General features: G+C 71.7%; 20 protein-coding genes and 1 pseudogene. 5 read left to right on the top strand and 16 right to left on the bottom strand.

The window, feature by feature from the left end; translation table 11 throughout:
• Window positions 1–117 precede the first annotated feature (117 nt).
• A complete protein-coding gene (locus tag ABZ027_RS20380; RefSeq protein WP_356770179.1) occupies window positions 118–999 on the top strand; it encodes a fructosamine kinase family protein in 882 nt (293 codons plus the stop codon).
• Window positions 1,000–1,018: 19 nt separating this feature from the next.
• Here the strand turns inward: ABZ027_RS20380 and ABZ027_RS20375 are convergent, their stop codons facing one another.
• Window positions 1,019–1,408: a DUF5997 family protein gene (locus ABZ027_RS20375; protein WP_356770177.1), complete on the bottom strand. Its 390-nt coding sequence runs from the start codon at window positions 1,406–1,408 to the stop codon at window positions 1,019–1,021.
• A 58-nt stretch (window positions 1,409–1,466) separates the two neighbouring features.
• Here ABZ027_RS20375 and ABZ027_RS20370 point away from each other — a divergent pair, with 58 nt between their 5' ends.
• Window positions 1,467–2,276, top strand: coding sequence for a LysR family substrate-binding domain-containing protein (locus tag ABZ027_RS20370; RefSeq protein WP_356770175.1), 810 nt, complete (start codon window positions 1,467–1,469; stop codon window positions 2,274–2,276).
• A 78-nt stretch (window positions 2,277–2,354) separates the two neighbouring features.
• On the opposite strand, the gene ABZ027_RS20365 is transcribed toward ABZ027_RS20370, so the two are convergent.
• The 4 genes from ABZ027_RS20365 to ABZ027_RS20350 form a co-directional block, all read right to left on the bottom strand.
• Window positions 2,355–3,413, bottom strand: coding sequence for a helix-turn-helix domain-containing protein (locus ABZ027_RS20365; RefSeq protein WP_356770173.1), 1,059 nt, complete (start codon window positions 3,411–3,413; stop codon window positions 2,355–2,357).
• A gap of 217 nt (window positions 3,414–3,630) precedes the next feature.
• Window positions 3,631–6,435: a beta-L-arabinofuranosidase domain-containing protein gene (locus ABZ027_RS20360; protein ID WP_356770171.1), complete on the bottom strand. Its 2,805-nt coding sequence runs from the start codon at window positions 6,433–6,435 to the stop codon at window positions 3,631–3,633.
• Between the two features lie 178 nt (window positions 6,436–6,613).
• On the bottom strand, window positions 6,614–7,309 hold the full coding sequence (locus ABZ027_RS20355; protein ID WP_356770169.1) for an HAD family phosphatase: 696 nt from the start codon (window positions 7,307–7,309) through the stop codon (window positions 6,614–6,616).
• A gap of 19 nt (window positions 7,310–7,328) precedes the next feature.
• A complete protein-coding gene (locus ABZ027_RS20350) occupies window positions 7,329–7,805 on the bottom strand; it encodes an Lrp/AsnC family transcriptional regulator (protein WP_356770167.1) in 477 nt (158 codons plus the stop codon).
• A gap of 315 nt (window positions 7,806–8,120) precedes the next feature.
• Here ABZ027_RS20350 and ABZ027_RS20345 point away from each other — a divergent pair, with 315 nt between their 5' ends.
• Both ABZ027_RS20345 and ABZ027_RS20340 read left to right on the top strand, forming a co-directional pair.
• The gene (locus tag ABZ027_RS20345; protein WP_356770165.1) at window positions 8,121–9,695 is read left to right on the top strand and encodes an FUSC family protein; all 1,575 of its coding nucleotides are present in this window, start codon (window positions 8,121–8,123) and stop codon (window positions 9,693–9,695) included.
• Between the two features lie 58 nt (window positions 9,696–9,753).
• Window positions 9,754–10,785, top strand: a complete 1,032-nt coding sequence (locus ABZ027_RS20340; protein WP_356770163.1) for a lactonase family protein — start codon at window positions 9,754–9,756, stop codon at window positions 10,783–10,785.
• A gap of 69 nt (window positions 10,786–10,854) precedes the next feature.
• On the opposite strand, the gene ABZ027_RS20335 is transcribed toward ABZ027_RS20340, so the two are convergent.
• The 3 genes and pseudogenes from ABZ027_RS20335 to ABZ027_RS20325 all read right to left on the bottom strand — a co-directional run.
• A complete protein-coding gene (locus ABZ027_RS20335) occupies window positions 10,855–11,778 on the bottom strand; it encodes a hypothetical protein (protein WP_356770161.1) in 924 nt (307 codons plus the stop codon).
• A 105-nt stretch (window positions 11,779–11,883) separates the two neighbouring features.
• Window positions 11,884–12,885: a BadF/BadG/BcrA/BcrD ATPase family protein gene (locus ABZ027_RS20330; RefSeq protein WP_356770159.1), complete on the bottom strand. Its 1,002-nt coding sequence runs from the start codon at window positions 12,883–12,885 to the stop codon at window positions 11,884–11,886.
• Window positions 12,882–12,986: pseudogene (locus ABZ027_RS20325) on the bottom strand (uracil-DNA glycosylase); the annotation flags it as partial. The gene ABZ027_RS20330 and the pseudogene ABZ027_RS20325, both read right to left, overlap by 4 nt.
• 176 nt (window positions 12,987–13,162) lie before the next feature.
• On the opposite strand from ABZ027_RS20325, the gene ABZ027_RS20320 reads away from it, so the two are divergent.
• On the top strand, window positions 13,163–13,840 hold the full coding sequence (locus tag ABZ027_RS20320; RefSeq protein ID WP_356770157.1) for a uracil-DNA glycosylase: 678 nt from the start codon (window positions 13,163–13,165) through the stop codon (window positions 13,838–13,840).
• Window positions 13,841–13,931: 91 nt separating this feature from the next.
• Here ABZ027_RS20320 and ABZ027_RS20315 read toward each other — a convergent pair whose 3' ends face one another.
• The 8 genes from ABZ027_RS20315 to ABZ027_RS20280 all read right to left on the bottom strand — a co-directional run bounded on the left by ABZ027_RS20315 (window position 13,932) and on the right by ABZ027_RS20280 (window position 23,782).
• Entirely contained in the window at window positions 13,932–14,723 is a 792-nt protein-coding gene (locus tag ABZ027_RS20315) for a carbohydrate ABC transporter permease (RefSeq protein WP_356770302.1), read from the bottom strand.
• Between the two features lie 125 nt (window positions 14,724–14,848).
• Entirely contained in the window at window positions 14,849–16,228 is a 1,380-nt protein-coding gene (locus tag ABZ027_RS20310) for a sugar ABC transporter permease (protein ID WP_356770155.1), read from the bottom strand.
• A gap of 10 nt (window positions 16,229–16,238) precedes the next feature.
• The gene (locus tag ABZ027_RS20305) at window positions 16,239–17,594 is read right to left on the bottom strand and encodes an extracellular solute-binding protein (protein WP_356770153.1); all 1,356 of its coding nucleotides are present in this window, start codon (window positions 17,592–17,594) and stop codon (window positions 16,239–16,241) included.
• Between the two features lie 90 nt (window positions 17,595–17,684).
• Window positions 17,685–19,397 carry a glycoside hydrolase family 13 protein gene (locus tag ABZ027_RS20300; RefSeq protein ID WP_356770151.1) on the bottom strand — a complete coding sequence of 571 codons (1,713 nt, stop codon included), beginning with the start codon at window positions 19,395–19,397 and terminating at the stop codon, window positions 17,685–17,687.
• 228 nt (window positions 19,398–19,625) lie between these two features.
• Window positions 19,626–20,675: an ROK family protein gene (locus ABZ027_RS20295; protein ID WP_356770149.1), complete on the bottom strand. Its 1,050-nt coding sequence runs from the start codon at window positions 20,673–20,675 to the stop codon at window positions 19,626–19,628.
• 187 nt (window positions 20,676–20,862) lie between these two features.
• Window positions 20,863–22,191: an FAD-dependent oxidoreductase gene (locus ABZ027_RS20290; RefSeq protein WP_356770147.1), complete on the bottom strand. Its 1,329-nt coding sequence runs from the start codon at window positions 22,189–22,191 to the stop codon at window positions 20,863–20,865.
• A complete protein-coding gene (locus ABZ027_RS20285) occupies window positions 22,188–22,898 on the bottom strand; it encodes an SDR family oxidoreductase (protein WP_356770145.1) in 711 nt (236 codons plus the stop codon). The genes ABZ027_RS20290 and ABZ027_RS20285 overlap by 4 nt, the downstream gene beginning before the upstream one ends.
• Window positions 22,895–23,782, bottom strand: a complete 888-nt coding sequence (locus tag ABZ027_RS20280; protein ID WP_356770143.1) for an SIS domain-containing protein — start codon at window positions 23,780–23,782, stop codon at window positions 22,895–22,897. Before ABZ027_RS20280 ends, ABZ027_RS20285 begins: the two co-directional genes overlap by 4 nt.
• Window positions 23,783–23,876: the final 94 nt, after the last annotated feature.

Here is a 23,876-nt window from a genome sequence, read left to right as displayed (position 1 = left end):
GCTCGGGTACACACTGCTGCACATGCACCTCACCATTCCCTGGCACCTGCGTGAACGTGACGCCCCCGCCCTCGGCACGCCGACCGCGCTCGCCGAGGCCTGGTTCGGCGGTACGAAATGAGCCGCCGCCCGACACCCATCGGCGACGAGGGGCCCGGTGCCGTGGCGGCGCGACTCACCGGGCGTCCGGTGCGCACCGTGCGCCCGCTGTCCGGCCCGCTGACCGAAGTCACCCTGGCGGACGGGCACGCGGTGGTGGTCAAGCGGGGCGAGGGCCCCGGCACGGTGCGGGCCGAGGCGGCGGGGCTGCGCTGGCTGGCCGAGGCCCGAGCGGTCCAGGTCCCGGCCGTCCACGGGGACGATCCGCGATGGCTGGTGATCGACCTGGTTCCCGAGGGACGCCCGAGCGCGGCTGCCGCCGACCGGTTCGGCCGGGACCTGGCCGCCCTGCACGCCTGTGGCGCCCCCGCGTTCGGTGCCCCACCGCCCTGCGGCCCCGAGGACGCGTACATCGGACGCGCCCCCATGCGCAACACCGAGGGTGGCGACTGGCCCGACTGGTACGCCCAGCACCGGGTGCTGCCCTACCTGCGCCTGGCGGTCGACGCCGGCACCGTACGTCCCGCCGAGGCCGTCGTCGTCGAAGAGCTCTGCGGGCGGCTGCCGGAGCTGGCCGGCCCGGCCGAACCACCGGCCCGGCTGCACGGCGATCTGTGGAACGGCAACGTGCTGTGGGGCGGCGACGGCCGGGTGTGGCTGATCGACCCGGCCGCGCACGGCGGCCACCGCGAGACCGACCTCGCGATGCTCCACCTCTTCGGCTGCCCCCACCTGGACCGGGTACTGGAGGGGTATCAGCAGGAGGCGCCGCTCGCCGACGGCTGGAGGGACCGCATCGGGCCGCACCAGCTCTTCCCGCTCCTGGTGCACGCCGTGCTCTTCGGCCGCGGCTACGCCGAACAGGCCCTCAGGTCGGCGCGAACGGCGCTGGCGCGCTGACCCGCCGAGCGGAACAAGGTCAGGAGGGCTCGGTCCGCTCGGCGTTCTTCTGCTTGATGCGGGCCGTCTCCTTGCGTACCTCGGCCTGGGTGGCGCGCTCCTTCTCCAGCCAGTCGGGCTGCTCCTGCCTGAGCGCCTCGATCTGCTCGGTGGTGAGCGCCTCCGTGACGCCGCCGCGGGCCAGCCCGGCGATGGACACGCCGAGCCTGGCCGCCACCACGGGGCGCGGGTGCGGGCCGGTGCGTCGCAGCTCCCGCAGCCACTCGGGCGGGTTCGCCTGGAGCTCGTTCAGCTCGGTGCGGGTGACGACGCCCTCCTGGAACTCCGTGGGGGTGGCCGGGAGGTACACACCCAGCTTCTTCGCCGCGGTCGCGGGCTTCATCGTCTGGGTGCTCTGGTGCGACTTCATGGTGTCCAGACTATCGACCGCGCGCAGGCCCTTTGACCACGGCGGGTAGCCTGGCGAGGTGACTGGCTCTGCGGCATCCCCCTCGTTCCGGCTCGCCTACGTCCCCGGAGTGACCCCCGGCAAGTGGGCGCGGATCTGGAACGACCGTCTGCCCGACACCCCGCTGGAACTCGTCGCGGTCCCGGCCGCCGAGGCCTCCCGTGTGTTGCGCGACGGCGACGCGGACGCCGCGTTCGTACGGCTCCCCGTCGACCGTACGGTCTTCAGCGCGATCCCCCTCTACACCGAGACGACGGTCGTCGTGGTCCCCAAGGACCATGTCATCACGGCGGTGGACGAGGTGTCGTGCGCCGAACTCGCGGAGGAGACCGTGCTGCACCCCCTCGACGACGTCCTGGACTGGGAACGGCCGCCGGGGGAGCCCGCCTTCGAGCGGCCGGCCACCACGGCCGACGCGGTCGAGCTGGTCGCGGCGGGCATCGGCGTCCTCGTCGTCCCCCAGTCGGTGGCACGTCTGCATCACCGGCGCGACCTCACCTACCGCCCCGTCGTCGACGCCCCCCAGTCCGGTGTCGCCCTCTCCTGGCCCGAGGACGCGACCACCGACCAGGTCGAGGACCTCATCGGCATCGTCAGGGGCCGTACCCCGAACAGCACCAGGGGCCGCGCCAAGCCCGCGAGCGAGTCCGGTGCCGAGCGGGGGCGCACCGAGAAGAGCACGTCCGCGCCCCGCAAGAACGCCGGGCAGGGATCCCGGGGCGGGGGCTCCGCAGGCACCCGAGGCGGTACCGGCCGCGCCGGTGGACGCTCCGGCTCCGCCGGCGCCCCGAAGGGGACCCGGCGGGGCAAGCCGCGCCGACGGTCCTAGTTGCCGGAACACGGCAGTGGAAGGGAGCCCCCTCCGCCGATGTGACGGTCCGTCGAGGTGCGTGAGGGCTTCAGGCCCTCAGATCTCCTGTTCCGGCCAGCCCAGCAGCCGTGCCCCGATGACCGCCGTCTGGAGCGTGTACCGGTGCATCGGGTCGGGCGGGTCCGCTCCGGTCAACTGGTGGATGCGTTCCAGGCGGTAGGTCAGGGCCCGCACACTGAGGGCCAGGCGGCGCGCGGCCTCGGCGGCCGTGCAACCGGACTCGAAGTACACCTCCAGGGTGCGCAGCAACGGCTCGGCTCCGCCCCGGGCGTTCCGCAGTGGACCCAGCGCGCTGAGCACCAGGTCGGCCATGGCCTGCCGGTCCCTGGTGAGCACCGGGTAGACGAGCAGATCGGCGGCGCGCACCACCGGCTCGTCGAGCGTCAGCCGGTCCGCCAGGTCGAGCGTGCTCAGCGCCTCCTCGTACGAGTGCACCACACCGCCCGCACCGGGCTGGGGGCGCCCGATGGCGACGCGGCTGCCGTCCGTCGCCGCGTGTGTCAGCTTGGCGAAGTGGGTGAGTACCTCGGGCTGGTCGCCCGGCGCTACACAGATCAGCAGGCCGCTCTTGGTGGCGAGCAGGATCCGCCGGTCACCGAAACGGGAGATCAGCGCGGTCTCCACCCGGCGGGTGACGGGCGCGGTGTCGTCGTACGCCTCGGGTCCCCGGGCGACCGCGACGGCGTGCGCGTGCGAGAGGAGGAGTCCGAACCGTTCGGCGCGTTCCGCGAGCCGGCCCAGGTCGCTGCGTCCGTAGAGCAGGTCGTCGATGAACTCGCGGCGCGCGGCCTCCTCCTGGCGCACGGCCTGCCGTTGGGCCCGCTCGTACCCTTCCGCGAAGGCGTCCACCGCCTGCGCCACCGCGCTCAGGACACCGTCCGCCGCGCCCGGCGCGTCGGGCCACGCCGACCGGGTGGCCTCCAGGTGCTGCCGGACCAGAGCGCGCAGGCTGAGCCCGTCGTGCGCGGCCCGTTCCCCGAGCGCACGGCGCTGGTCCAGTGCGGCGCGGGTCGGACGCCGACCGGTGACGGAGACCTCCGCCAGCAACTCGGCGTACCCGTCGACATAGTGCTCAGCCGCCCCCGGCTCGGCCACCGAAGCCCCCTTGGTTTCCCCGCTGCCACTCCGCCACCCCTGGCACCGTTGACGCGTTCTTGACACCGTCGGCACCGTGAACGTAGTCAACGTTGCCGGAACACGGCAATGCGGGCCGTCGGTCTGGTCGGGCATCATGGTCGCGGGGAGCCGCAGGAACCCGGTGCCGGGCCGACGAAGGGCCACGGCACCGGGTTCCTGCACAACAGCCTGCGGATCAGCGCGCGTAGGACGCCTTCCGTGCCGTCCGCACCACCGTGTCGCCGTCGGCCCGTCCCAGCAGCCCGGCAGACACCCACGAGTCCACCGTGCTCCGCACCCGCGAGACCAGCGCGTCCTTGTTCCGGAACGGGGCCGCGGCCCAGACCTCGTCCAGCAGAGTCGTCCCGTCGCTCTTCGCGGGGTTGGCCACACCGGAGTCCAACGAGCCGAACACGACCCGCGGTTCTGACCGCCGGAAGTAGGCGTGGGTGGGGTCCTCGGTGCCCTCGAAGAACGGCGCGAACTCCGTGCCGTCGAGGGTGTGGTGGAGCGGTTCGCCGCTCACCGGGGTCAGGGAGGGCAGCAGATCTCCGGAGAGCCCGGCGTTGCGGTACAGGCCGAAGTGCAGGTGGTCCGTCGCGGGATCACGGGCGACGAGGTTGACCGGCCCGTAGAAGAGGGTCTGCAACGACGGGTCGTCGAGGGCCTTCTCCACCCGCAGCCGGAAGGGCATGGCGACGCGCACGGTGTCACCGGGGCGCCACGTCCGGGAGACGGTGAAGTAGCTGCCCGGTGTCGGAGTGCCGGACACCGCACGCCCGTTGACCGTCACCCGGAACCCGGCGGTCGCCCAGGACGGCACCCGCAGCCGCAGCGCGAAGGCCGCGCGCCGGCCTCCGATGGTGAGGGTGCTGCCCTGTTCCCTCGGGTAGTCGGTGGTCTGGGTGACCGTGACACCCTTCTCCGCCCAGGTCAGCTCGGACGGGCTGTACAGATTGACGTACAGGGCGCTGCCGTCGGCCTGCCTGAAGTACACCGAGTCCTGGTACTTCGTGGCGCTCTCCATGCCAGTGCCCTCGCAGCAGGTGGTGCCCTGCTTGGGCGTGTAGTCCCGGACATGACCGGGAGTCAGCCCGATGAAGTACGTGACGAGGGGCTTCTCCGCGTCCGCCGTGTCCTGCTTCGAGCCCAGCACCTGGTTGTAGAGGGCCCGCTCGTAGTAGTCCATGTACTTCGGTGACTGCTCGTGGAAGAACAGCATCCGGCTGAGCTTCAGCATGTTGTACGCGCAGCACGTCTCGGCGGTCGTGGCGCTGAGGGTGCCCGCGATCACCCCGGACGCCTTCCAGAACTCCGTGGTGCTGGTGCCGCCGATGCCGTACATGCGCCCCGGTACGACCATGCTCCAGAAGTTCCGGGCGGCGGTGAGGTAACGCTCCTCGCCCGTGGCGTCGTACAGCCGGACGAGCCCGGTGAAGATCGGGATGTGCTGGTTGGCGTGCAGGCCGTCGAGGATGTCGTGGTCCGCCGCGCACGCGTCGATGAGTTTGTCGAGGTCGAACAGCCGGGCCAGCGCGAGGTGTTCGGCCTTGCCGGACAGCGCGTGCAGATCGCAGACCGCCTCGACGATGCCTCCGAACTCGCCGCTGGAGAAGAGGCCCCACATGCGCTGCAGCGTGGCGGCGGGCAGCTTCGACAGCCGGGAGTACATCCAGTCGCACATGCCCGTCGCCAGGTCGAGTGCCCGGGCGTCGTCGGTGGCGGTGTACGCGTCGAGCAGACCCCGCAGGATCTTGTGCGCGGTGTAGTAGGGCGCCCACACCTTGGTGTAGTCGGATCCGGTCATCGACTCCAGCTGGATGAACTGCGTCTCCGGGTACGCCGCCAGGAACCCGGGATGGCTGGGCGCGCCCCAGGTGCGGCGCAGGGTGGCGGTGAGGCCCCGGCCGGAGGCGTCCGCGAAGACCGATCCCTCGGTCTCGTCGAAGGCGTACGACGCGAGGTCGCCCGGGCCGACGGGGGCGTCGGCGGCGCGGCTGTCCTGGAGGGCGCCGATCTCCGCGGCGGTGAGGGCCCGGGACCAGACGTTGAACTCGTCGACGGCGCCCGCGAAGACGGGGTCGGCTGGGTAGTTGGAGCGGCCGAGCCAGTTGTTGGCGAGGGTGCCGAGGGCCGCCGGGGTCAGGGACATGGACGTGTTCCGCGCGACGGCGGTGCCGTCCACGTACAGGGTGCCCGTGCCGCCCGCGAGGGTCACCGCCAGATGGCTCCACCGGTTCAGCGGCAGCGGCGCCGTGCCCTCGAGGCCCTGCTCACCTCCGCCGCCGCTGGTGGTGATGGCGAAGCGCGGCACGCCGCCCGCGTTGCGCGCGGCCAGATACAGGTAGCGGGTGGTGTCGTCGCCGAAGTCGAGGACCCGGGCCCAGGCGGCGTCGTGCGTGGGCTTCACCCAGACCGACAGGGTGAGCGCCGAGGCGCCTCCGAGCACGCCGGAGGGGAGGTCGACGTACTGGTAGGAGCCGCGGACCTGCTCCGGCGCCGTCCCGAACCGTCCCGCGCCGCTGAGTACGCGCGGTTCCTGCCGCAGCGCCTCGCGCACCTCGGTGAGCGCCTCGACGATGGTGCGGGTCTTGTCGATGAACACCTGCTCGCCGGTGCCGGCGTACGCCTGCGCCAGCATGGTGAGGAAGTGACCGGTGTAGTGCCCGCGGAGGTTTCCGTTGGCCTCGCCGTCCAGCCCCTCCCAGCCGCCGGGCGCGACCGCTCCGCCCGTGGGGAGACCGGCGTTGGCGCGGAAGACCTGCACCAGTCGGTTCACGTCGTAGCCGCGCGCGTGGTCGAGCATCAGCTGCCGCTTGTCGGCGAACAGCCCCTGACCGAGCGCCACCTCATCGAGGGCGAACGGCTGTACGGTCCACACGGATGGTGCCTCCGAAGCCGCGGCGACGGCCCGGCCGCTCGCCGCATACGAGAACGCGGGCGTCACCGCGGCGATCGCCGCCGACTGGAGAAGGTTCCGTCTGGAGAGGGGCGGTGCCATGTGTGCGCCTCCACGAGTCCATGGTTCCACGGGTGTTCACGGGTACCGCCACTGTTCGAGATGGCGAACGATGTGCGGATGATCGACCAGACGATAGAGAGGGGACGGGGGAGCGTCAACGGGGCGGGAGCGTTCAGTTCCGGCCGCGCTCGAGCCGCGTCCCCGGACCGCAGAACGGTCAAGCCGCCGACGCCGTGCGCGCCAGCCAGTCGTACGCCGCCCGGGCGGTGAACTCGGCCTGACCGCCCGGCAGGAGCAGATCCGCGGTGGCGAACTCCGGGGCGTCGGCCTGTGCGGCGATGTACGGCACGGCGACGCAGCGCATCCCGGCCGCGTGCGCCGCCGCTGCGCCCGGGGCCGCGTCCTCCACCACCACGCAACGGGCAGGCGCCGCGTCGAGTCGGCGGGCCGCCTCCAGGAACACGTCCGGCGCGGGCTTGCCCCGGGCCACCTCGTCGGCCGACACCGTGGTGCGCAGGTGCGCGTCCAGGCCCGTGCCGGCCAGGACCGCCTCGATGGCCTCGGGCGACGAACCCGAGGCCACGGCCATCGGGACGCCGTCCGTCGCCAGCAGTTCCACGAACTTGGCCATCTCGGGGTAGGTGCGCGTCGAGGTGCGGGCCAGCTCCAGGTAGAGCCGGTTCTTGGCGGCGAAGAGCTCGTCGGTGGAGGCTCGCAGACCGTACTGGTCCTTCCAGACGGCGATCGTCTCCAGCGTGCTGATCCCTACGAACCGCTCGTGGTCCGACCACGTGTAGTCCGCGACGCCGTGCGCGGCGAGGACCTGCCGGCCCGCCTCGTAGTAGTTCGGCTCGCTGTCCACGAGAGTTCCGTCGAGATCGAAGATGACCGAGGTTCCGCCGAGAATGCTCATGACGCCAGGATGTCAAAGGTCATTTCCGAGCTGCCCGCCCGATCGACTCCACCAGGGGCAGCAGCCGGTACGGGACGCGCTCACGCAGGGCCACCTCGGTGCGGGTGCGGACGACTCCCGGAAGGCTGATCAGCTTCTGGATCACGTCCTCCAGCTGCGCGTTGTCGCGCGCCACGACCCGGGTCAGCAGATCGCCGCTCCCGGTGATCGAGAAGGCCTCGACGATCTCCGGTACGGCGGCCAGCTCGTCGCCCACGTCGTCCAGATGCCCCTGGGTGACCTCGATGTGTACGAACGCCAGCACGGGGTGGCCGAGCGCGGCGGGGGAGAGGGAGGGGCCGGTACCGGTGACCACCCCGTCCCGCTCGAGCCGGTCCAGGCGGGCCTGCAGGGTGCCGCGGGCGATCCCGAGGATTCGGGCGTACTCGCGCACGCTCGTGCGGGGCTGCTCCAGCAGCAGCCGCAGGATGCGGGTGTCCAGCTCGTCCACGGACATCTGTCCGCCTCCTCTTGCTTGGTTCGTCGGCCGGCCCGGCTCGGCGCGTCCGGCTGGGGCGGGTCCGGCCGGCTCTGGTGAGTCCGTCCAGCTCAGGCGGGTCCGTCCGGCTCGTCTGGTCCGTTGGCTCGTCGGTGGACGGGCCGGAATCGGTATGGCTGTGCCAATGGTCCAGCATTTCGGAGGTCACTTGAGCCGACAGGGTCGGTAGTGCTCTCATGAGCCGGTCGATGGCGCTGCGGATCCCGCGGCGCCTTTTGCATGCCGGGAGTCGAAGTGCTCACTCGCACGAGGGGCCGGAGAGGGCGGGAAGCAGTGCTGAAGAGGGTGTTCGTGGCGCCGGACCCGGGGCGGGTACGCCTGCGGTTCGCGGCGCGTGCGGTGTTCGGGATCGGGTCGGCGGTGGTCCTGTGCGGGCTCGCCGGACACTCGCTCATCGGTGCGGTCGCCGGCGGACTCGCCGCGCTCCTGACCCTGTTCACCGTCACGGACGCGACGGTGCGCGGCCAGGCCGTCACCACCGCGCTGCTGCCCGCCGTGGGCCTGCCCGTGCTCGCCGCCGCGGCCCTCCTGCATGACCACCCCGTAGCGCGGGACCTCGCCTTCCTCGCCGTGGTCGGCGCCGGCGTGTACGCGCGGCGCTGGGGGCCGCGCGGGCACAGCCTCGGCGTGTTCGGGTTCATGACCTACTTCGTGGCGCAGTTCCTGCACGCCACCACCGACCGACTGCCGGAGCTGTACGCCGCCGTCCTGCTGTCCGTGCTCACCGCCGCGACCGTGCGTTTCGGAGTGTGGTGCTACGAGCGCCGGTTGCCCCCTGCCCCCGTTCCCGCCCCGCCGGGCGGCAGCGGTCTCGCCCGGGTGACCACCCGGCAGGCGATCCAGGCGACCGCGGGCGCGGGCTTCGCCCTGGTCGTGGGACAGCTGGTGTCCGGACAGCGCTGGTACTGGGCCGTCGGCGCCACCTGGTGGATCTTCGTCAACACCACCTCGCGCGGCGAGACCCTGGTGCGCGGCTTCCGCCGGGTCCTCGGCACCGTGATCGGCATCGGGCTCGGCCTGCTCGTCGCCCTCCCGCTCGACGGTGCCGTGCTGCCGACGGTCCTGATCCTCGCCGTCTGCGTCTTCGGCATCTTCTACACGGCCGCTGTGTCCTACACCTGGATGATGCTCTGCGTGACCCTGCTCGCCGAGCTGCTCTACGGCCTCCTCGGCGTCCTGGATCCCGGGCTGCTGGCTCTGCGGTTCCTGGAGACCGGCGTCGGAGCGGTCGGCGCGATGCTCGCCGTGCTCCTCGTCCTGCCCGTCACCACGCACACCGTCACCGACGGCTGGATCCTGCGGGCGCTGCACGGCGTGCGGGCCTGCACCGCCGAGGCCGCGGCCCGCCTGGCCGGCGACCCGCACGCCGATCCGGCGCCCCGCGCGGCCGAACTGGAGCAACTGCTCGGCCGGGTCCGGCTGTCCGTCGCCCCGCTGGTGCACCCGCTCAACCCGATGCTCGGCCGCAAGCGGCGCGCCCGTCGGGTCCTTGCCCTGCTCGACGACTGCGCGAGTGAGATCCGCGGTCTGGTCACCGTCGCCGCCGACCCTGAAGCCTCCCACGACACCCGCCTGACCATCGCCTGCCGACGGGTCGAGACAGCTGTGGAAGCGCTGACCGGGGGCGCGCTGACAGGTGGTGTCCCCGCGGACCCCCTGCGCGAGAATCCCGCGACCCCTGTGCCGCCGCGCGCGCCCGTGCCCGTACTCGCGTCGGCGCCCGCCCTGGCTCACCTGCACGGCCTGGAGCGTGCCCTCACGGAACTCGCCGCGCCCCTGCGGCGGGTCATCCTCCTCCCGCCCACTCCCGCCGCCCTCCCCGATCAGCAAACCGGCCCCTTGGTCTAGACCTCATGTGATCGGCTGCTACCGTCGCCCCACGGCACAGGACCGAGAGGGGACTGCGGTGGCACACGGCAGGCGGGGGCGGCGGGCCTTCATCGGGTCATTCACGGCGGCCGGAGGCCCGGGCATCGTGACGGCGGCCGTGACCGAGGGCAGCGGCGCGTTGACTCTCCTGGGCAGCCTGGACGGCCTGCCCGATCCGTCCTACCTGACCCTCGCCCCTGACGGCCGCACGCTCTACGCGGTGAGCGAGACCGCCGAGGGCGCGGTGGCCGCGTACAAAGTGAACGGCGACAGACCCGAGCCGACCGGTCCACGGGTGCCGATCGACGGAGACGGCCCCACCCACCTCAGCGTCCACGCCGGTCACGTCCTCACCGCCAACTACGGCTCCGGCAGCGTCACCGCGGTCCCCCTGCGCCCCGACGGCACTCTCGCGGGCGCGCCGTCCGGCGTGTTCCGGCACACCGGCTCGGGTCCGCACACGCCCCGCCAGCACGGCCCGCACGCCCACCAGATCCAGTCCGACCCGAGCGGCCGCTGGGCCGTCAGCGTCGACCTCGGCACCGACTCGGTGCGGGTGTGCACGCTGACCGACGGCGGCCTCGTACTCCACCGGGAGACCGCCCTACGGCCCGGCTCCGGCCCCCGCCACCTGGCCTTCCACCCCGACCGGGCGCACGCCTACGTCGTCAACGAACTCACCCCGACCGTCACCGTCTGCCGCTGGGACGCCGCGAACGGCACGCTGAAGCCGCTGGCCGAGACACCGGTCCTGCCAGGGCCCCCGGACGGCCACGCCTATCCCTCGGGGATCGTCGCCTCACCCGACGGGCGCTTCGTGTGGACCGCGATCAGGGGCGAGGACGTCCTGTCCACGTTCGCCGTCGAGGGCGAGACCCTGCGGCTGGTGGGCACGGTCCCCTGCGGCGGCCACTGGCCCCGGGCACTCACCGAGGCGGGCGGGTTCCTCTACGTCGCCAACGAACGCTCCGGCGACGTCACCTGGTTCGCCGTCGACCCGACGACCGGACTGCCGCACCTCGAGGGCGCGGTCGAGGTGACCGCCGCCTCCTGCGTGGTCATCGGCTGACCAGCCGCATGGCGAAGGGCCCGCTCCAGTGTGAAGCGGGCCCTTTCGCCGTACGGTCGTACGCCCGCGTCAGCGGACCGGCGTGCCCTGCGGCTGAGGCGGGGTGATGCCCAGCGCGGTGGTGTACTTGGCCAGGGCGAGCTTCCCGATCGCCGGGTAGGGGCCGAGCGCCTCGGCGGCGGAGCAGCCGACCTCCCGGGCCGCCTCCTCGATCAGGCCCGGATCGATCTCCGGCCCTATCAGATACGGCGCGAGCGCCAGCTGCTGCGAACCCGAGGACCGGAGCTGCTCGGCGACGGACACGATCGAGCCGTCCTGGTCGAGCGCCGCCGCCATCACCGGCACGGCCAGGCGCGCGGCGAGCAGCATGCCGGTGATCCCGGCCGCCTGCACCGCCTCGTCGCCGCCCACGGAGGCCAGGATGATGCCGTCCGCCGCGGTCGCCACGGTGAACAGCCGGGCACGGTCGGCGCGGGCCAGACCGGCCTCCGACAGCCGCACGTGCAGTGCCTCGGCGAGCAGCGGGTGCGGGCCCAGGACATCGGTCAGGTCGGCCGCGATCCGGCTCTCCATCACGGCCTGGCGGACCCGGCGCAGCAGCGCGCCGTCCGGACCGGCCAGCAGGGGCACGACGACCGCCACCGGGCCGTCGGGCTCCCTCACGTCCATCCCCGCGGCCTTGGCCTGCGCGTACCGCGCGGTGCGCTCCTCCGCGGCGTGCGTCAGCACGGCCTGCAGCGTGGGGAACTCCGCGTCGTCGCCGTCGAGGTACCCGATCCGGGCATCCAAGCCGGGGAGCTCGGAGCGCGCGATGCTCACGACCTCGTCGGCGAGACTGCGCGTGGCGACACCCGGGGTGCCCGGAACCGCGAGAACAAGCGCGGGGGCGCCCTCGGGAGCCGCCAGTGGCTCGGGTCGGCGGTGCCGCCCGGGCTGGCGAGGTCGCGGCATTCGTACTGGGAGGCCGGACGCGGGTCCAGTGGGGGAGCTCATGGCGTCGCATGTTACTGGTTTCCTGGGCTCCCCTGTTCGGGGAGGGTCCAGGTGAGCGGTATACGTCCGGTTTTGTCTGATGAGTCACGTACGGTTCAGAAGTGATCAGCGGATATACCGGTCGCGGCCACGTCGTTTCGTGGTAACGACGGACAGCATCGTCTCGTCACCCGGCAGAGTGAGCGAACCGGCGGCCAGAGCGGTCGCGATACGGACCGATCCCCGCAGCGGATCGCCCTCCGCGACCACCTGCCGCGCGTGCGGCAGCCGCCTCGTCAGCTCCTGGGCCAGCGGTACGACCAGCGGGTCTCCCATCCTGGCAAGGCCACCGGTGAGGGCGACGCGAGGTTCGCCGTCGGACGGACATACGGCAGCCGCGGAGTCGGCCATGTGCCGGGCGGCGGCCCGCAGGATCCCGGCGGCGACCGGATCGGCGTCGGCGCAGTCGGCCACCCGGGGCGCGAAGGCGGCGAGCACGGCCGGCCGGTCGGCGCGCGGATACAGCTTGCCGGGGAGTTCCCGAGCAGGGCCGAACACCTCCTCCGCGCAGGCCAGCAGCCGCGCGGAACCGTCCTCCCGTCCGTCATGGGCACGCAGGGCGGCCTCCAGCCCCGCCCGCCCGATCCAGGCACCGCCGCCGCAGTCGCCGAGGAGATGCCCCCAGCCGTCCGCCCGTCGCCAGCACGTCAGATCCGTGCCGATCGCGATCAGGCCCGTCCCCGCGGCGACGACCGCACCCGGTCGTGCGCCCAGGGCACCGGCGTAGGCGGTGACGGCGTCGGCCACGAGCGCGACCGTACGCACACCGAACTCCCTGGCCAGGGCGCTCGGGAGTTCGGCCCGCAACGCCTCGCCCAGGGTGGCGAGGCCGGCGGCACCGATCACCGCCGTGTCCAGCACACCCGTACCCGTCTCGGCGATCAAGGCGCGGACCAGGGGGACCAGTTGTTCCATGAAGTGCGTCGGGTCGATGCCACGGGCACCGGTGCGCACCGGCTGCCGGGACGTGCGTTCCGCCCGCGGGACGTTGCGTGCGGTACCGACCACCGCGCGAAGGCCGGAGCCGCCGGAGTCGACGGCGAGGAAACCGTCCCCCGCGCCGGTCACGGCAGGCGCCGGTCCACCGGCTGTCCGCCCTGACCGATCAACAGGTCGTCGGCCCGGCTGACGGGACGGGAGCCGGTGAAGCCGCGGTCGGTGGACGTGGGGGGCTCGAGCACTGGACGGGACACGCTCCCCTCCTTCCCGGTGACCGGTCGCGTGACCTGCTCGACCGGCTCGAAGGTCTCGACGAGGAGGAAGAGTAGCGCCTGAGGGATGGCTCCTGTGCGGAGACTTCCCTGCGTATGCGGGGCGTCTGTGTGTGCCAGTAGAGTGACGCGCCGTGGCACGACGACCGTTGAATGAACTTGTTGAAGCAGGCTGGGCGAAGGCTCTCGAGCCGGTGGCCGAACGTATCGCCGCCATGGGGGACTTCCTCCGGGCCGAGATAGCGGCGGGCCGGACCTACCTGCCGGCCGGAGCGAACGTCCTGAGGGCCTTCCAGCAACCCTTCGACGACGTCCGCGTCCTGATCGTCGGCCAGGATCCCTATCCCACACCCGGAATGGCCATCGGGTTGAGTTTCGCGGTCTCGCCGGAGGTGCGCTCATTGCCGGGAAGTCTGGAGAACATCTTCCGGGAGATGCACTCCGACCTCGGGCTGCCCAGGCCGTCGAACGGCGATCTGACGCCGTGGACGCGGCAGGGTGTGCTGTTGCTCAACAGGGCGTTGACGACGGCCCCGCGCAGCCCGGCGGCGCACCGCGGGAAGGGCTGGGAGGAGGTGACGGAGCAGGCTATCCGGGCGCTGGCCGCGCGCGGTAAACCGCTGGTGTCGGTGCTCTGGGGGCGTGACGCGCGTAATCTGCGGCCGTTGCTGGGGGATCTTCCGGCCATCGAGTCCGCGCACCCGTCTCCGATGTCGGCGGACCGGGGTTTCTTCGGTTCGCGGCCGTTCAGCCGGGCCAACGACCTACTCGTGCGGCAGGGTGCCCAGACGGTGGACTGGCGACTGCCGTAGGCCACCGTCTCCGCGGCGTCCGAACCTCTCGGAGACGTACCAGCACGTTCTCCGTCGTGCGGTCGATCGGGGCCGGGCGCCGGACGGGCGGTTACTTCAGCGCTCCCGCCATGACGCCGTTGACGAACTGCCGCTGGAAGGCGAAGAAGACCACCAGCGGGATGATCATGGAGAGGAAGGCGCCGGAGGACAGGACGTCGATATTGGTGCCGAACTGGCGGGTCTGCTGTTGCAGGGCGACGGTGAGCGGGGCGGCGTCAGGGTCGGCGAAGATGAGTGCGACGAGCATGTCGTTCCACACCCACAGGAACTGGAAGATGCCGAGCGACGCGATCGCCGGCCCGCCCAGCGGAACGACCACCCGGAGGAAGAGCCACAACTCCCCGGCGCCGTCGAGGCGGGCGGCCTCCAGCAGCTCACGTGGGATTCCCGCGAAGAAGTTCCGCAGCAGGAAGATCGCGAACGGCAGGCCGAAAGCGACGTGGAAGAGAACGACACTCACGATGCTGCCGAAGATCCCGATCTTCCCGAAGAGAGTGGTGATGGGCACCAGCGCGACCTGCAACGGCACCACGAGCAGCCCCACGATGAGCAGGAACACCCAGTCCCGGCCCGGGAACTCGACCCAGGCGAAGACATATCCGGCCAGTGAGCCGACCACCACGACCAGCAACGTGGCGGGGACCGTGATCAGCAGGCTGTTCATGAACGAGTGCGTGATCGTCGGGTTGTCCAGCAGGTCGGTGTAGTTGTGCAGGGTCAGCTGCGCGGGCTTGGTGAGGACCGTCCACCAGCCCGACGACTGGATGTCCAGCGGTCCGCGCAGCGAGGACAGCAGCAGGCCGACGGCGGGCAACAGCCAGAACAGGGCGACCGCCAGCAGAGCGAGCTGGGTGGCTCCGCCGGTGAGCCGACGTGCCGTGCGGGCGGCGGCGCCCGCACCCCTGCGGCCGGGGGCCCCGGTGACGTCTGCGGCGGTCTTGACGGTGCGGGCCGTCTGAAGGGTTGTCACCGTGACTTCTCCGTTCGGAACCGCTTGATGTTGAGGAACATGGCCGGCGCGACCAGGGCGAGCAGGAGGACGGCGAGCGCGCTGCCGGTGCCCTGGTCGTTGCCGCCGCCGAAGGACGCCAGGTAGAGCTGCAGGGCCAGTACGTTGGCGTCCTGCTGGCTGGCGCCGGGGGCGATGACGTACACCAGGTCGAAGATCTTCAGCACGTTGATCACCAGGGTGACCAGGACGACGCCCAGCACCGGTGCCAGGAGCGGCACCGTGATCCGGCGGAAGACCTGCCACTCCTTCGCGCCGTCGACGCGTGCGGCCTCCAGCAGCTCCCGGGGAATCCCGGCCAGCCCGGCGGCGATGAGGACCATGGCGAAGCCGGTCCACATCCAGACGTACGCGCCGATGATCGACCAGGTGACCAGGGTCGGGCCGAGCCAGTTGACCCCCGCGTACTGGGCGACGAAGTTCGTCGCGGGCAGGCGCATTCGCAGCGGTGAGGTGCCGACCCGGTCCGCGGGCAGGGTGAAGGTGCCGTCCTCGGCCGCGGTGGCGGTGGCGACGACCCGCCCGTCACGCACCGCCTCGATCCGGACGCCGGCGAGCGCCTTCTCTCCCTTGTCGATCTCACCGGGGGTGCCGCCACCGCCCGGCTGGAAGTCCAGCCAGACAGTGCCGCATACGGCGCCCGTCGGACACGCGTGTGGCGCGGCCGCCTGCCGGGCGTCGGTCAGGGTGGTGGGCTGCACTCCGACCAGGGCCAGCGCGGCCGGACCGTCGCCGGGGCTGATGGACTTGCCGGTGTAGGGGCCGCCGGCCGGGCCGGCCAGGGAACTGCCGGGACCCGCCACCCTGGGGTGGGCGCCGGGATACGCCGATGCCTTGAAGAAGGTGTCGTGGACGCCGGTCACCACCGCGTTGGCCACCCCCTTGTCGGGGTCCTGGTCGTAGACCAGCCGGAAGATGATTCCCGCGGCCAGCATGGAGATGGCCATGGGCATGAAGACGACCAGTTTGAACGCGGTGCCCCAGCGGATCCGCTCGGTCAGCACGGCGAAGATCAGGCCGAGCCCGGTGGCCGCGACGGGTGCGACCACGACCCAGATCGCGTTGTTCTTGAGAGCGACGAGGGTCTGATGGTCGGTGAAGACGCCCGTGTAGTTGGACAGCCCGACGAAATCGGTGAAGCCGTCGGGGCCGAAGAGGCTGCGTACCACCGACCACACGATCGGATACACCACGAGGGCGCCGAGCAGGACCAGCGCGGGCAACAGGAAGAACGCCGCGATCCAGCCGCGGCCACTCGGTGTCCTCCTGTCGCGGTGGGCGGGTCCCCCCGCCGCCGCGGGGGCGGCGGGGGAAGGAGGGGAAAGGGTCTGTGACATGGCGACCGCCTCAACCCGCCTTGGCGAACGCCTTCGTGGCGTCCGCTTCGAGTTGCTTCTGCGCGCCGGCGACGTCGGAGGGCTTGGCGAGGAAGTCCTGCAGGTCCTTCCACTCTCCCTGCCCCTTGGTTCCGCCGAATGCGGCCGGTGCCTGATCGGACATGTCGACCCGGATGTTGTCGCCGGCCGCGATCAGGTTCTTCGCGATGTTCCGTACGGTGGCGTCGCGGTAGTCGGAGAAGCCGACCGCCTTGTTCGGTGACAGGAAACCGCCCTGCTGTACGGCGATCGCCCCCGCCTGAGGGGAGACGAGGAAGCGCATCAGCGCCTGGGCGCCCTTGCCGTCCTTGAGCGCGACCGCCACGTCGCCGCTGCTCACCACCGGTGCCGCACCACCGTCCACGGCCGGGAACGGAAAGATCTTGGCGTCTGTGCCGACCTTGGCCTTGGTCTCCTGGGTGATGTTGGTGGCGATGAAGTCGCCCTCGTAGACGAGTGCGGCCTTGGGCGGGTCGGCGAAGACCTGGTCGACCGAGGTGGGGAAGTCGGTCTGCAGCGCGCCGCGCGCGCCTCCGGCGATCAGATCGGGCCTGCCGAAGAGCTGGCCCAGCGTGGTCAGCGCCTTGGTGACCGAGGGGTCGGTCCACTTGATCTGATGCTTCGTCAATTTGTCGTACATGGCCGGGCCGGCCTGGCTGAGGTAGACGTTCTCGAACCAGTCGGTGACCAGCCAGCCGTCGGCGGCGCCTATGGAGAACGGAGGGGTGCCGGAGTCGGACAGCGTCTGTCCGTCCTTGAGCAGTTGCTCCCAGGTGGTGGGGGTGGCGGTCAGTCCGGCCTGCTGCCAGAGCGCGGTGTTGTACCAGAACAGGGACTTGTTGGAGACCTTGAAGAAGACGCCGTACTGGGTGCCCTTGGAGGTGCCGAGGTCGCGCCAGGCGTTGCTGTAGTTCTGGTCCAGCTCCTTGGTCACTGCCGGCTGGAGCGGCTTGAGCCAGCCCGCCTTGGCGAACTGCTGGAGTACGCCGGGCTGGGGGAGCAGCGCCACGTCCGGTGGCGAGCCGCCCTGGATCTTGCTGCCGACGAAGGTCGACACGTTGTCGCCGGTGGGCACGAAGGTGGTGTGCGCTCCCGTCAGCTTGTCGAATTCGGCCAGCACCTTGAGGAAGTTCTTCTGCTCGGCGCCCGTCCATACGCCGGCCACCTGCAGGTTCTGCCCGTCGAGCTTGGGCAGGTCCAGCGTGGAGGCGTCCTGGGCGCCGGTCGTCGCCGGGGATCCGGTGGTGTCCGTGTCCGAGGAACCGCATCCGGCGGCCCCGATCATCAGGACGGCGACGGCCGTCAGTGCTGCCGCTCTGCCATTCATTGGGTCACTCCTTTGTGAAAGCGGACGAATCGTGCAGGGAGGGGCGGTGCGTGTAGTGGAGGCGGGCGGATCGGGTGGCGGGGTCGGCGGTCAGCCCGCGAGCCCGTCCGCCGCCCACCAGCCGGCCGTACTGCCGGGGAGGATCCCGGGCGGGCAGGGAGCACTCGCGAGCAGCGGAGCGCCGGGGGCCGGGGCAGGACACGGGGCGTCGCCGAAGTTGACGGCGCACACCAGGCCGTCACCACGGACGAAGGCCAGCACATCGGGCGGGGAATCGAGCCAGCGCAGCGTGCCGTCGCCGAGCGACGGCAGGCTCGCGCGCAGCCGCAGCGCGTCGTGGTACAGGTGCCAGAAGGAACCGGGGTCGGCCATGAGCCGTTCGGTGGTGTGCGCCGCGAACCAGTCGGGCTGTGGCAGCCAGGGCTTGGCGACGGCCTCACCCGGGACGCCCTCGCCCGAGGCCGTGGTGGCCGTGGTGAAACCGAACGGGGACATGTGCCCCGACCAGGGCAGTGGCACGCGGCAGCCGTCACGGATTCCCACCCGGCTGCCGCTGCGGTGGAAGATCGGGTCGGTGAGCACGTCGTCCGGCAGGTCCACGACCTCCGGCAGGCCGAGCTCCTCGCCCTGGTAGACGTAGGCGGCGCCGGGCAGGGAGAGCATCAGCAGTGCGGCGGCGCGGGCACGGGCGGCGGCCGCGTACCGGGTGACGCTGCGGACCTGGTCGTGGTTGTTGAGCACCCAGGTGATGGTCGAGCCGGTGCCCGCGATGTCCCGCAGGGCGTCGCGGATGACCCGGCGGAAGGTGGCGGCGTCCCAGGGGGCCGTCAGCATGTGGAAGAAGAACGCCTGATGAAGCTCGTCCGGGCGGACGTACGCGGCCTGCTCGGCCGGGGTGCGCACGGAGACCTCTCCGACGAGCAGCCGGTCGATGCCGTCCCGGGCGGTGTACTCCTCGCAGATGTCGCGCCAGACGCGCCAGACACCGTGTGTCTCGGGCCGGTTCCACGCCAGGGGGTTGACCGTGTCGCGGGCCCGCGCGTCGGCCGCCGGGTCCGGGGAGTCCGGCAGTTCGGGATGCTTGAACAGGCCGGTGGCGACGTCGACACGGAACCCGTCGACGCCGCGGTCCAGCCAGAACCGCAGCACCTGCTCGAAGTATCCGCCGACCTCGGGGTTGCGCCAGTTCAGGTCGGGCTGCTCGGGACCGAACAGGTGCAGGTACCACTGGCCCGGCGTGCCGTCGGGCTCGGTGACGCGGGTCCACGCGGGCCCGCCGAACATGGAGTGCCAGTTGTTGGGCGGTAGCTCGCCGCCCGTGCCCCGGCCGTCGGCGAAATGGAAGCGGGACCGGCCCGGGCCGCCGTCCGGGCCTTCGAGCAGGGCCTGCAGGAACCACGGGTGCTTGCTGGAGCAGTGGTTGGGGACGATGTCGATGAGCACCTTGAAACCCAGGCCGTGCGCGTCGTCCACCAGGCGGCCGAACTCCGCCAGGTCTCCGTAGACCGGATCCACGTCGCAGTAGTCGGCGACGTCGTAGCCGTGGTCGTACTGCGGGGAGGGATAGAACGGGTTGAGCCAGATGCCGTCCACACCGAGCCGCTTGAGGTACGGCAGGCCCGCGCGGACACCGGCCAGGTCGCCGACGCCGTCCCCGGTGCTGTCGAGGAAGCTGCGGACGTACACCTCGTAGATGACGGCGGTGCGCCACCACTGCCGCTGTTGTCGCGCGGTGTGCTCGGACCGTTCGGAGGGGCGCGGTTCGTTCTGCACCGGGCCGTCGCCGACGTACGCGTCGATCATCGGGAAACCGTCCTGGGATGGTCCTGGGATGGGTGTGAGGGAGACCGGCCGCCGGGTGGGAGCGGCTGAGGGGTGCGGCTTCCTTCGATGGGCGAAGCCCCGGCCGGGCCGGGCGTGACCGCCCGTCGGTGAGAACGAGGCGCCGTTCGCCGGGCGTGAGCCCCTCGGCGGGGCGCGAAGGACGTTCGCCGTGCCGGGCAGCCCGCGAGTGAGCGCGGCGAGAGGTCGTCAGATCGCGGATAAGTGAGGTGATGCCGCCGGTACGGCGAGGGGGCGCGCCGTGGAGTTCAGGGCGGCTCCCGTCGCACCGGCGTAGGGGCCGAGCGCGGCGATCAGGAGCGTCACGGGTCCGATCAGCCGCCGACGGTCGCGCAGTGCCGACTCGACGGCCGGCCGCATCACCTCGAAGGCGGGCGCGACCCCACCGCCGACGACCACGGTCGCGAGGCCGAGTTGGGCCAGCAGGCTCCCCAGCACCGTGCCCACGGCCGTGGCGGCGCTGCCGAGGATCTCCCGAGCCGTGCTGTCGCCCGACCCGGCAGCCCGGACAAGGTCTTCGGGTGTCGCAGACAGGTCCTGGTCTTCGGCTTCCGCGGGCCGGTCGTGGTCTTGGGGTGTGGTCGTGCGGCCCCGGTCCTCGCCTTTCGCGGGCTGATCCTGGTTTCCGGTCCCGCGAGAGGCGAGGGCCCGGGACCAGGCGGTCGCCAACGCCCGGCCGCCCGCCATCGTCTCCAGGCAGCCACGGGCCCCGCATCCGCAACGGTCACCGCCGTACTCGGCTGTCATGTGCCCGATCTCGCCGATCCGGTCGCCGGGCCCGCGCAGAACGACGCCGCCCAGGGCGATCGCACCGCCTATCCCGGTGCCCATGGTCATGAACACCACGTCGGAGTGGCCGCGCGCGGAGCCCAGCGCGAGTTCCGCCGACGCGAACGCGCGGGCGTCGTTCATCAGCAGGACGGGCTTCGCGGTCGCGCGCTCGATCGTGTCCGCGAGCGGGAAGCCCCGCCAGTCGCCGTCGATGTTCGGGATCGTGGTCGTGGATCGCAGGTTCGGGCTCAGGTGGCCGGGCAGCGCCACGCCGATGGCCTCGACGGTGTGCGCTCCCGCGATCTCGGCGATGGCGTCGGCGACCTGCGCGGGGCCGGCGGGGGTGGGCAGCGTGCCCCGTGCGACGACGGCCGCGTCGGCACGGTGCACCCACTTGATGTTCGTCGCCCCGATGTCCACCCCCAGGGCGGAACCCGCGGGGCGAGGAGCGCTCCTGGTCGCGGCCATGCGATCTCCCTGATCAGTACTGCCTGTATAGACTTAATGGAAGCTAGGCCCGCGCAAATCGTCCAGTCAATCAGTCGAAACGTAAAAAGACGGAAACCTGGGCCGATCGACTCCTATGGCGGGCGGTGAAACGGGATGTGCTGGTCGGGCTGGGAAAGCTGTCTAGCCTTTTCTGGTGGCGAGCGCGTCAGCCGGGCGCGACCAGCGCACCGTCGGCCGCGAGTCGCTCGCGCAGCCTGACGATGTCCGCGTCGCGGGGCCGGAGTCCCGCGGACACCGTCAGCGCCGCCGCCGTCCCCGCGGCTTGTCCCATCGCCATGCACTGCCCGATGGAACGGACGGAGGCGTGGGCGTCATGGGTGGCCGACAGGCACCGGCCGGCGACGAGCAGACCGTCGACGCCACGGGGTAGCAGGCAGCGGTAGGGCACACCGTACGTACGGCCGGTGGGCGTCTCGTCGCCGGAGCCGACGTACTGCCAGATGGTCCGCTGACCGGCGGCGTGGTCCTCGATCGGAGCGCCGCACAGGGCGACGGAGTCCTCGAACTGGCGCGCCGTCAGGACGTCTTCCTTGCCCAGCACGTACTCGCCGATCAGTCGGCGGCTCTCCCGCACGCCGATGTGCGGCGCGGAGGCGGTCAAAAAGGCCCGTTCATAGCCCGGGACCTGCTCTGTGAGGAACCGTGTGTACTCGACGACTTGCCGCCGCCCCTCCTGCTCGGCCGCCGAGAGCTGCCACGGGTCGGTCGGGTCGACACCGCTCACGCGGGTCAGGTTGGTGTGCACGACCCCCGGTTCGGTGGTCCGGTGGACGGAACCCTCGCGCCTGGGCAGCTTGTACGCTCCCGAGTCCGCGTGCAGAGCCATCAACCGGTGCAACTCCGCCGTCGGGGTGGCCGTGGCGTCGACACCGGCGAGCCGGAAGGTCTGGGTGAGCGGCTGTACGACGCGGTCCTCGGCGGGTCGTTCCAGCGCCGCCCCCGCACGCCACGCGATGTCGGCGTCACCGCTGGCGTCGATGACGACTCCTGCGCGTACGTATCCGGGACCCGCGACCGTCTCGACGACCACCCCGAGAACGTTCTGGCCCTCCATCACCACCCGTGAGGCCCGGGCGTGGAACAGAAGGCGCACCCCGGCGGCACCGGTGAGTTCGTCCCAGACCAGCTTGAGCGTCTCGGGGTCGTAGGTGATGCCGGTGCCCGCGCCGTAGGTGTTGGGGCGCTCGAAGGCCGCCTCGCGCTCGGTGAGCGTTCGGCACACCTCCCAGCCGACGCCGCCGACGACACGCTCACCCGTGCCGGGCGCGTAGAAGCCGTAGAACGTGTCCAGGACGCTCGCCGCGGTGCCGCCCAGGTGAGCGCCGGCCTCCACGAGCAGGGTGGCGGAGCCCAGCCGGGCGGCCGCGACGGCTGCCGCGGCGCCCGCCGACCCGCCGCCGACGACGAGCACATCACCGTCCCACAGGAGCGGATGGCGCTCGGCCTCCGCCTGGCTGACACGTGTGCCGTTCACCTCAGGTGCCACCCTCCGTCTACGGGGACCACCGCGCCGGTCGTGCGCGACGAGCCGTCCGACAGCAGCCACATGGCGGTGTCGGCGATCTCCTCGGGGCTGCAGGCACGCGCGCCGAGCGGCATCAACCGCGGCAACCGGTCCTGGATCGCGGGGTCGGTCATCGCACGGGCGGCCATCGGGGTGTCAACCAGACCGGCCGCGACGATGTTGACGCGCACCCCCTTGGGGGCGCCGGTGAACGCGGCCGAGCGGACCAAGGGGACCAGGGCGCCCTTCGCGGTGGCGTAGGCCGCGGTGAGGAAGTCGGCGTCGAGGGTGCTCGCCAGGGCCGAGCCGATGACGACGATCGAGCCGCCCGCGCCACCCGACCCCTTCGCCCTGGACAGCTGCCGTATACCGGCGCGCAGCAGATAGAACACCGAGTCGAGGTCGACCCGGTGCACTTCGCTCCACGCCTCGTCGCCGCACTCGTCGACCGGGCCGTCGCCCAGACGTCGGCCGGACATGCCCACCGCGTGCACGATGCCGTCCAGACCGTCCAGGGCCTCAGCCGCTCGCGCCACCGCCGCGTCGGCACCCTCGGACACGGTGACGTCGTACGTATCCCGGTCGGCCTCGAAGACCTGAGCACCGGCGGCCCGTGCGGCGTTGACGCACGCGGCGCCGATTCCGCCCCGGGCGCCGGCCACCAGCAGGCGCTTCACGATGCACCGTCCGCGGTGAGCGCACCGTCCGCGGTGCGCAGAGCGGCGGCTGAGCGGCGGGCGAATTCGAGGTAGGCGCCCTCGAACAGCTCGTTGCTGCGGTCCGCGCCGACCAGGCGGGAACTGGTGATGACCGGCGGCATGGCGCCCCGTTCGGCCAGCAGCTCGGCGACCCGGACCTTGATCTCGTTGACAACGGCGACCGCGGTGAAGGTACTCACCGGGCCGACCGGGACGTCCAGTCCGGGAACCCGGCAGATGGCGTCGCCCACCGGCGAGCCCAGATCGATCACCACATCGGCGTGGTCGGCGAGCCGGGAACCGCTCGGATGCCTCGGTTCGGCGGCGTTCGTCTCCTGCAGCGACGTGGCCGCGATGACCGGCAAGCCCGCCTTCCTCGCGCCCATGGCCATTTCGATGGGGACGGCGTTGAGCCCGCTGACACTGAAGACGAACATGCTGTCCGAAGGGCGCAGCCGGAAGTTGGCCAGGATCTGGTCGGCGAGCCCCTCGACGCGCTCGATGAACATCGCCTGCCGCTGCCCATTGGCCCCCACCACCTGGGTGTGGAACGTCATCGAGAGCTCCACCAGCGGCTGGAACCCTGGGTAGGAGCCGTAGCGGGGAAAGATCTCCTCGACCGGCATGCGCGAATGACCGGTGCCGAAGGCGTAGACGACGCCGTCGTCGGCGATCGACCTGGCGGCGATCTGGGCCGCGGCCTCGATGGCATCGGCCTGGGACTCGGCGATCTGCTCGACGATCCCGACTGCGGTACGGATCCACGAGGGCACGTGCGAAACCTCTCGGTGCGAGGGCGAAGACAAGGGGGTGATGGCCTGCTGTCGAGCCGTCGAACATCTATGTATAGACAGGTAGTACATGGCGGACGCTAGAGCGGGACCGGGTGAGACGTCAAGCACTCGTACCGGCTGATCTTCAGTTCCGGTCGGTCGGGCCTGGTGTGGACGCGTGCCG

The organism is Streptomyces sp. NPDC006332, from assembly GCF_040612855.1.
Taxonomy (GTDB): Bacteria; Actinomycetota; Actinomycetes; order Streptomycetales; family Streptomycetaceae; genus Streptomyces.
The sequence above is the reverse complement of the archived record's forward strand: the minus strand, read 5'-3'. Positions and strand labels throughout refer to the sequence as shown.

Excerpts from the sequence above, each read along its gene's own strand:
- ABZ027_RS20310 (WP_356770155.1), bottom strand. The coding sequence starts at position 16,228 with ATGTCACAGACCCTTTCCCCTCCTTCCCCCGCCGCCCCCGCGGCGGCG.
- ABZ027_RS20350 (WP_356770167.1), bottom strand. The coding sequence starts at position 7,805 with ATGTCCGTGGACGAGCTGGACACCCGCATCCTGCGGCTGCTGCTGGAG.
- ABZ027_RS20380 (WP_356770179.1), top strand. The coding sequence starts at position 118 with ATGAGCCGCCGCCCGACACCCATCGGCGACGAGGGGCCCGGTGCCGTG.
- ABZ027_RS20375 (WP_356770177.1), bottom strand. The coding sequence starts at position 1,408 with ATGAAGTCGCACCAGAGCACCCAGACGATGAAGCCCGCGACCGCGGCG.
- ABZ027_RS20295 (WP_356770149.1), bottom strand. The coding sequence starts at position 20,675 with ATGGCCGCGACCAGGAGCGCTCCTCGCCCCGCGGGTTCCGCCCTGGGG.
- ABZ027_RS20305 (WP_356770153.1), bottom strand. The coding sequence starts at position 17,594 with ATGAATGGCAGAGCGGCAGCACTGACGGCCGTCGCCGTCCTGATGATC.
- ABZ027_RS20360 (WP_356770171.1), bottom strand. The coding sequence starts at position 6,435 with ATGGCACCGCCCCTCTCCAGACGGAACCTTCTCCAGTCGGCGGCGATC.
- ABZ027_RS20355 (WP_356770169.1), bottom strand. The coding sequence starts at position 7,309 with ATGAGCATTCTCGGCGGAACCTCGGTCATCTTCGATCTCGACGGAACT.
- ABZ027_RS20280 (WP_356770143.1), bottom strand. The coding sequence starts at position 23,782 with ATGTACTACCTGTCTATACATAGATGTTCGACGGCTCGACAGCAGGCC.
- ABZ027_RS20335 (WP_356770161.1), bottom strand. The coding sequence starts at position 11,778 with ATGAGCTCCCCCACTGGACCCGCGTCCGGCCTCCCAGTACGAATGCCG.
- ABZ027_RS20300 (WP_356770151.1), bottom strand. The coding sequence starts at position 19,397 with ATGATCGACGCGTACGTCGGCGACGGCCCGGTGCAGAACGAACCGCGC.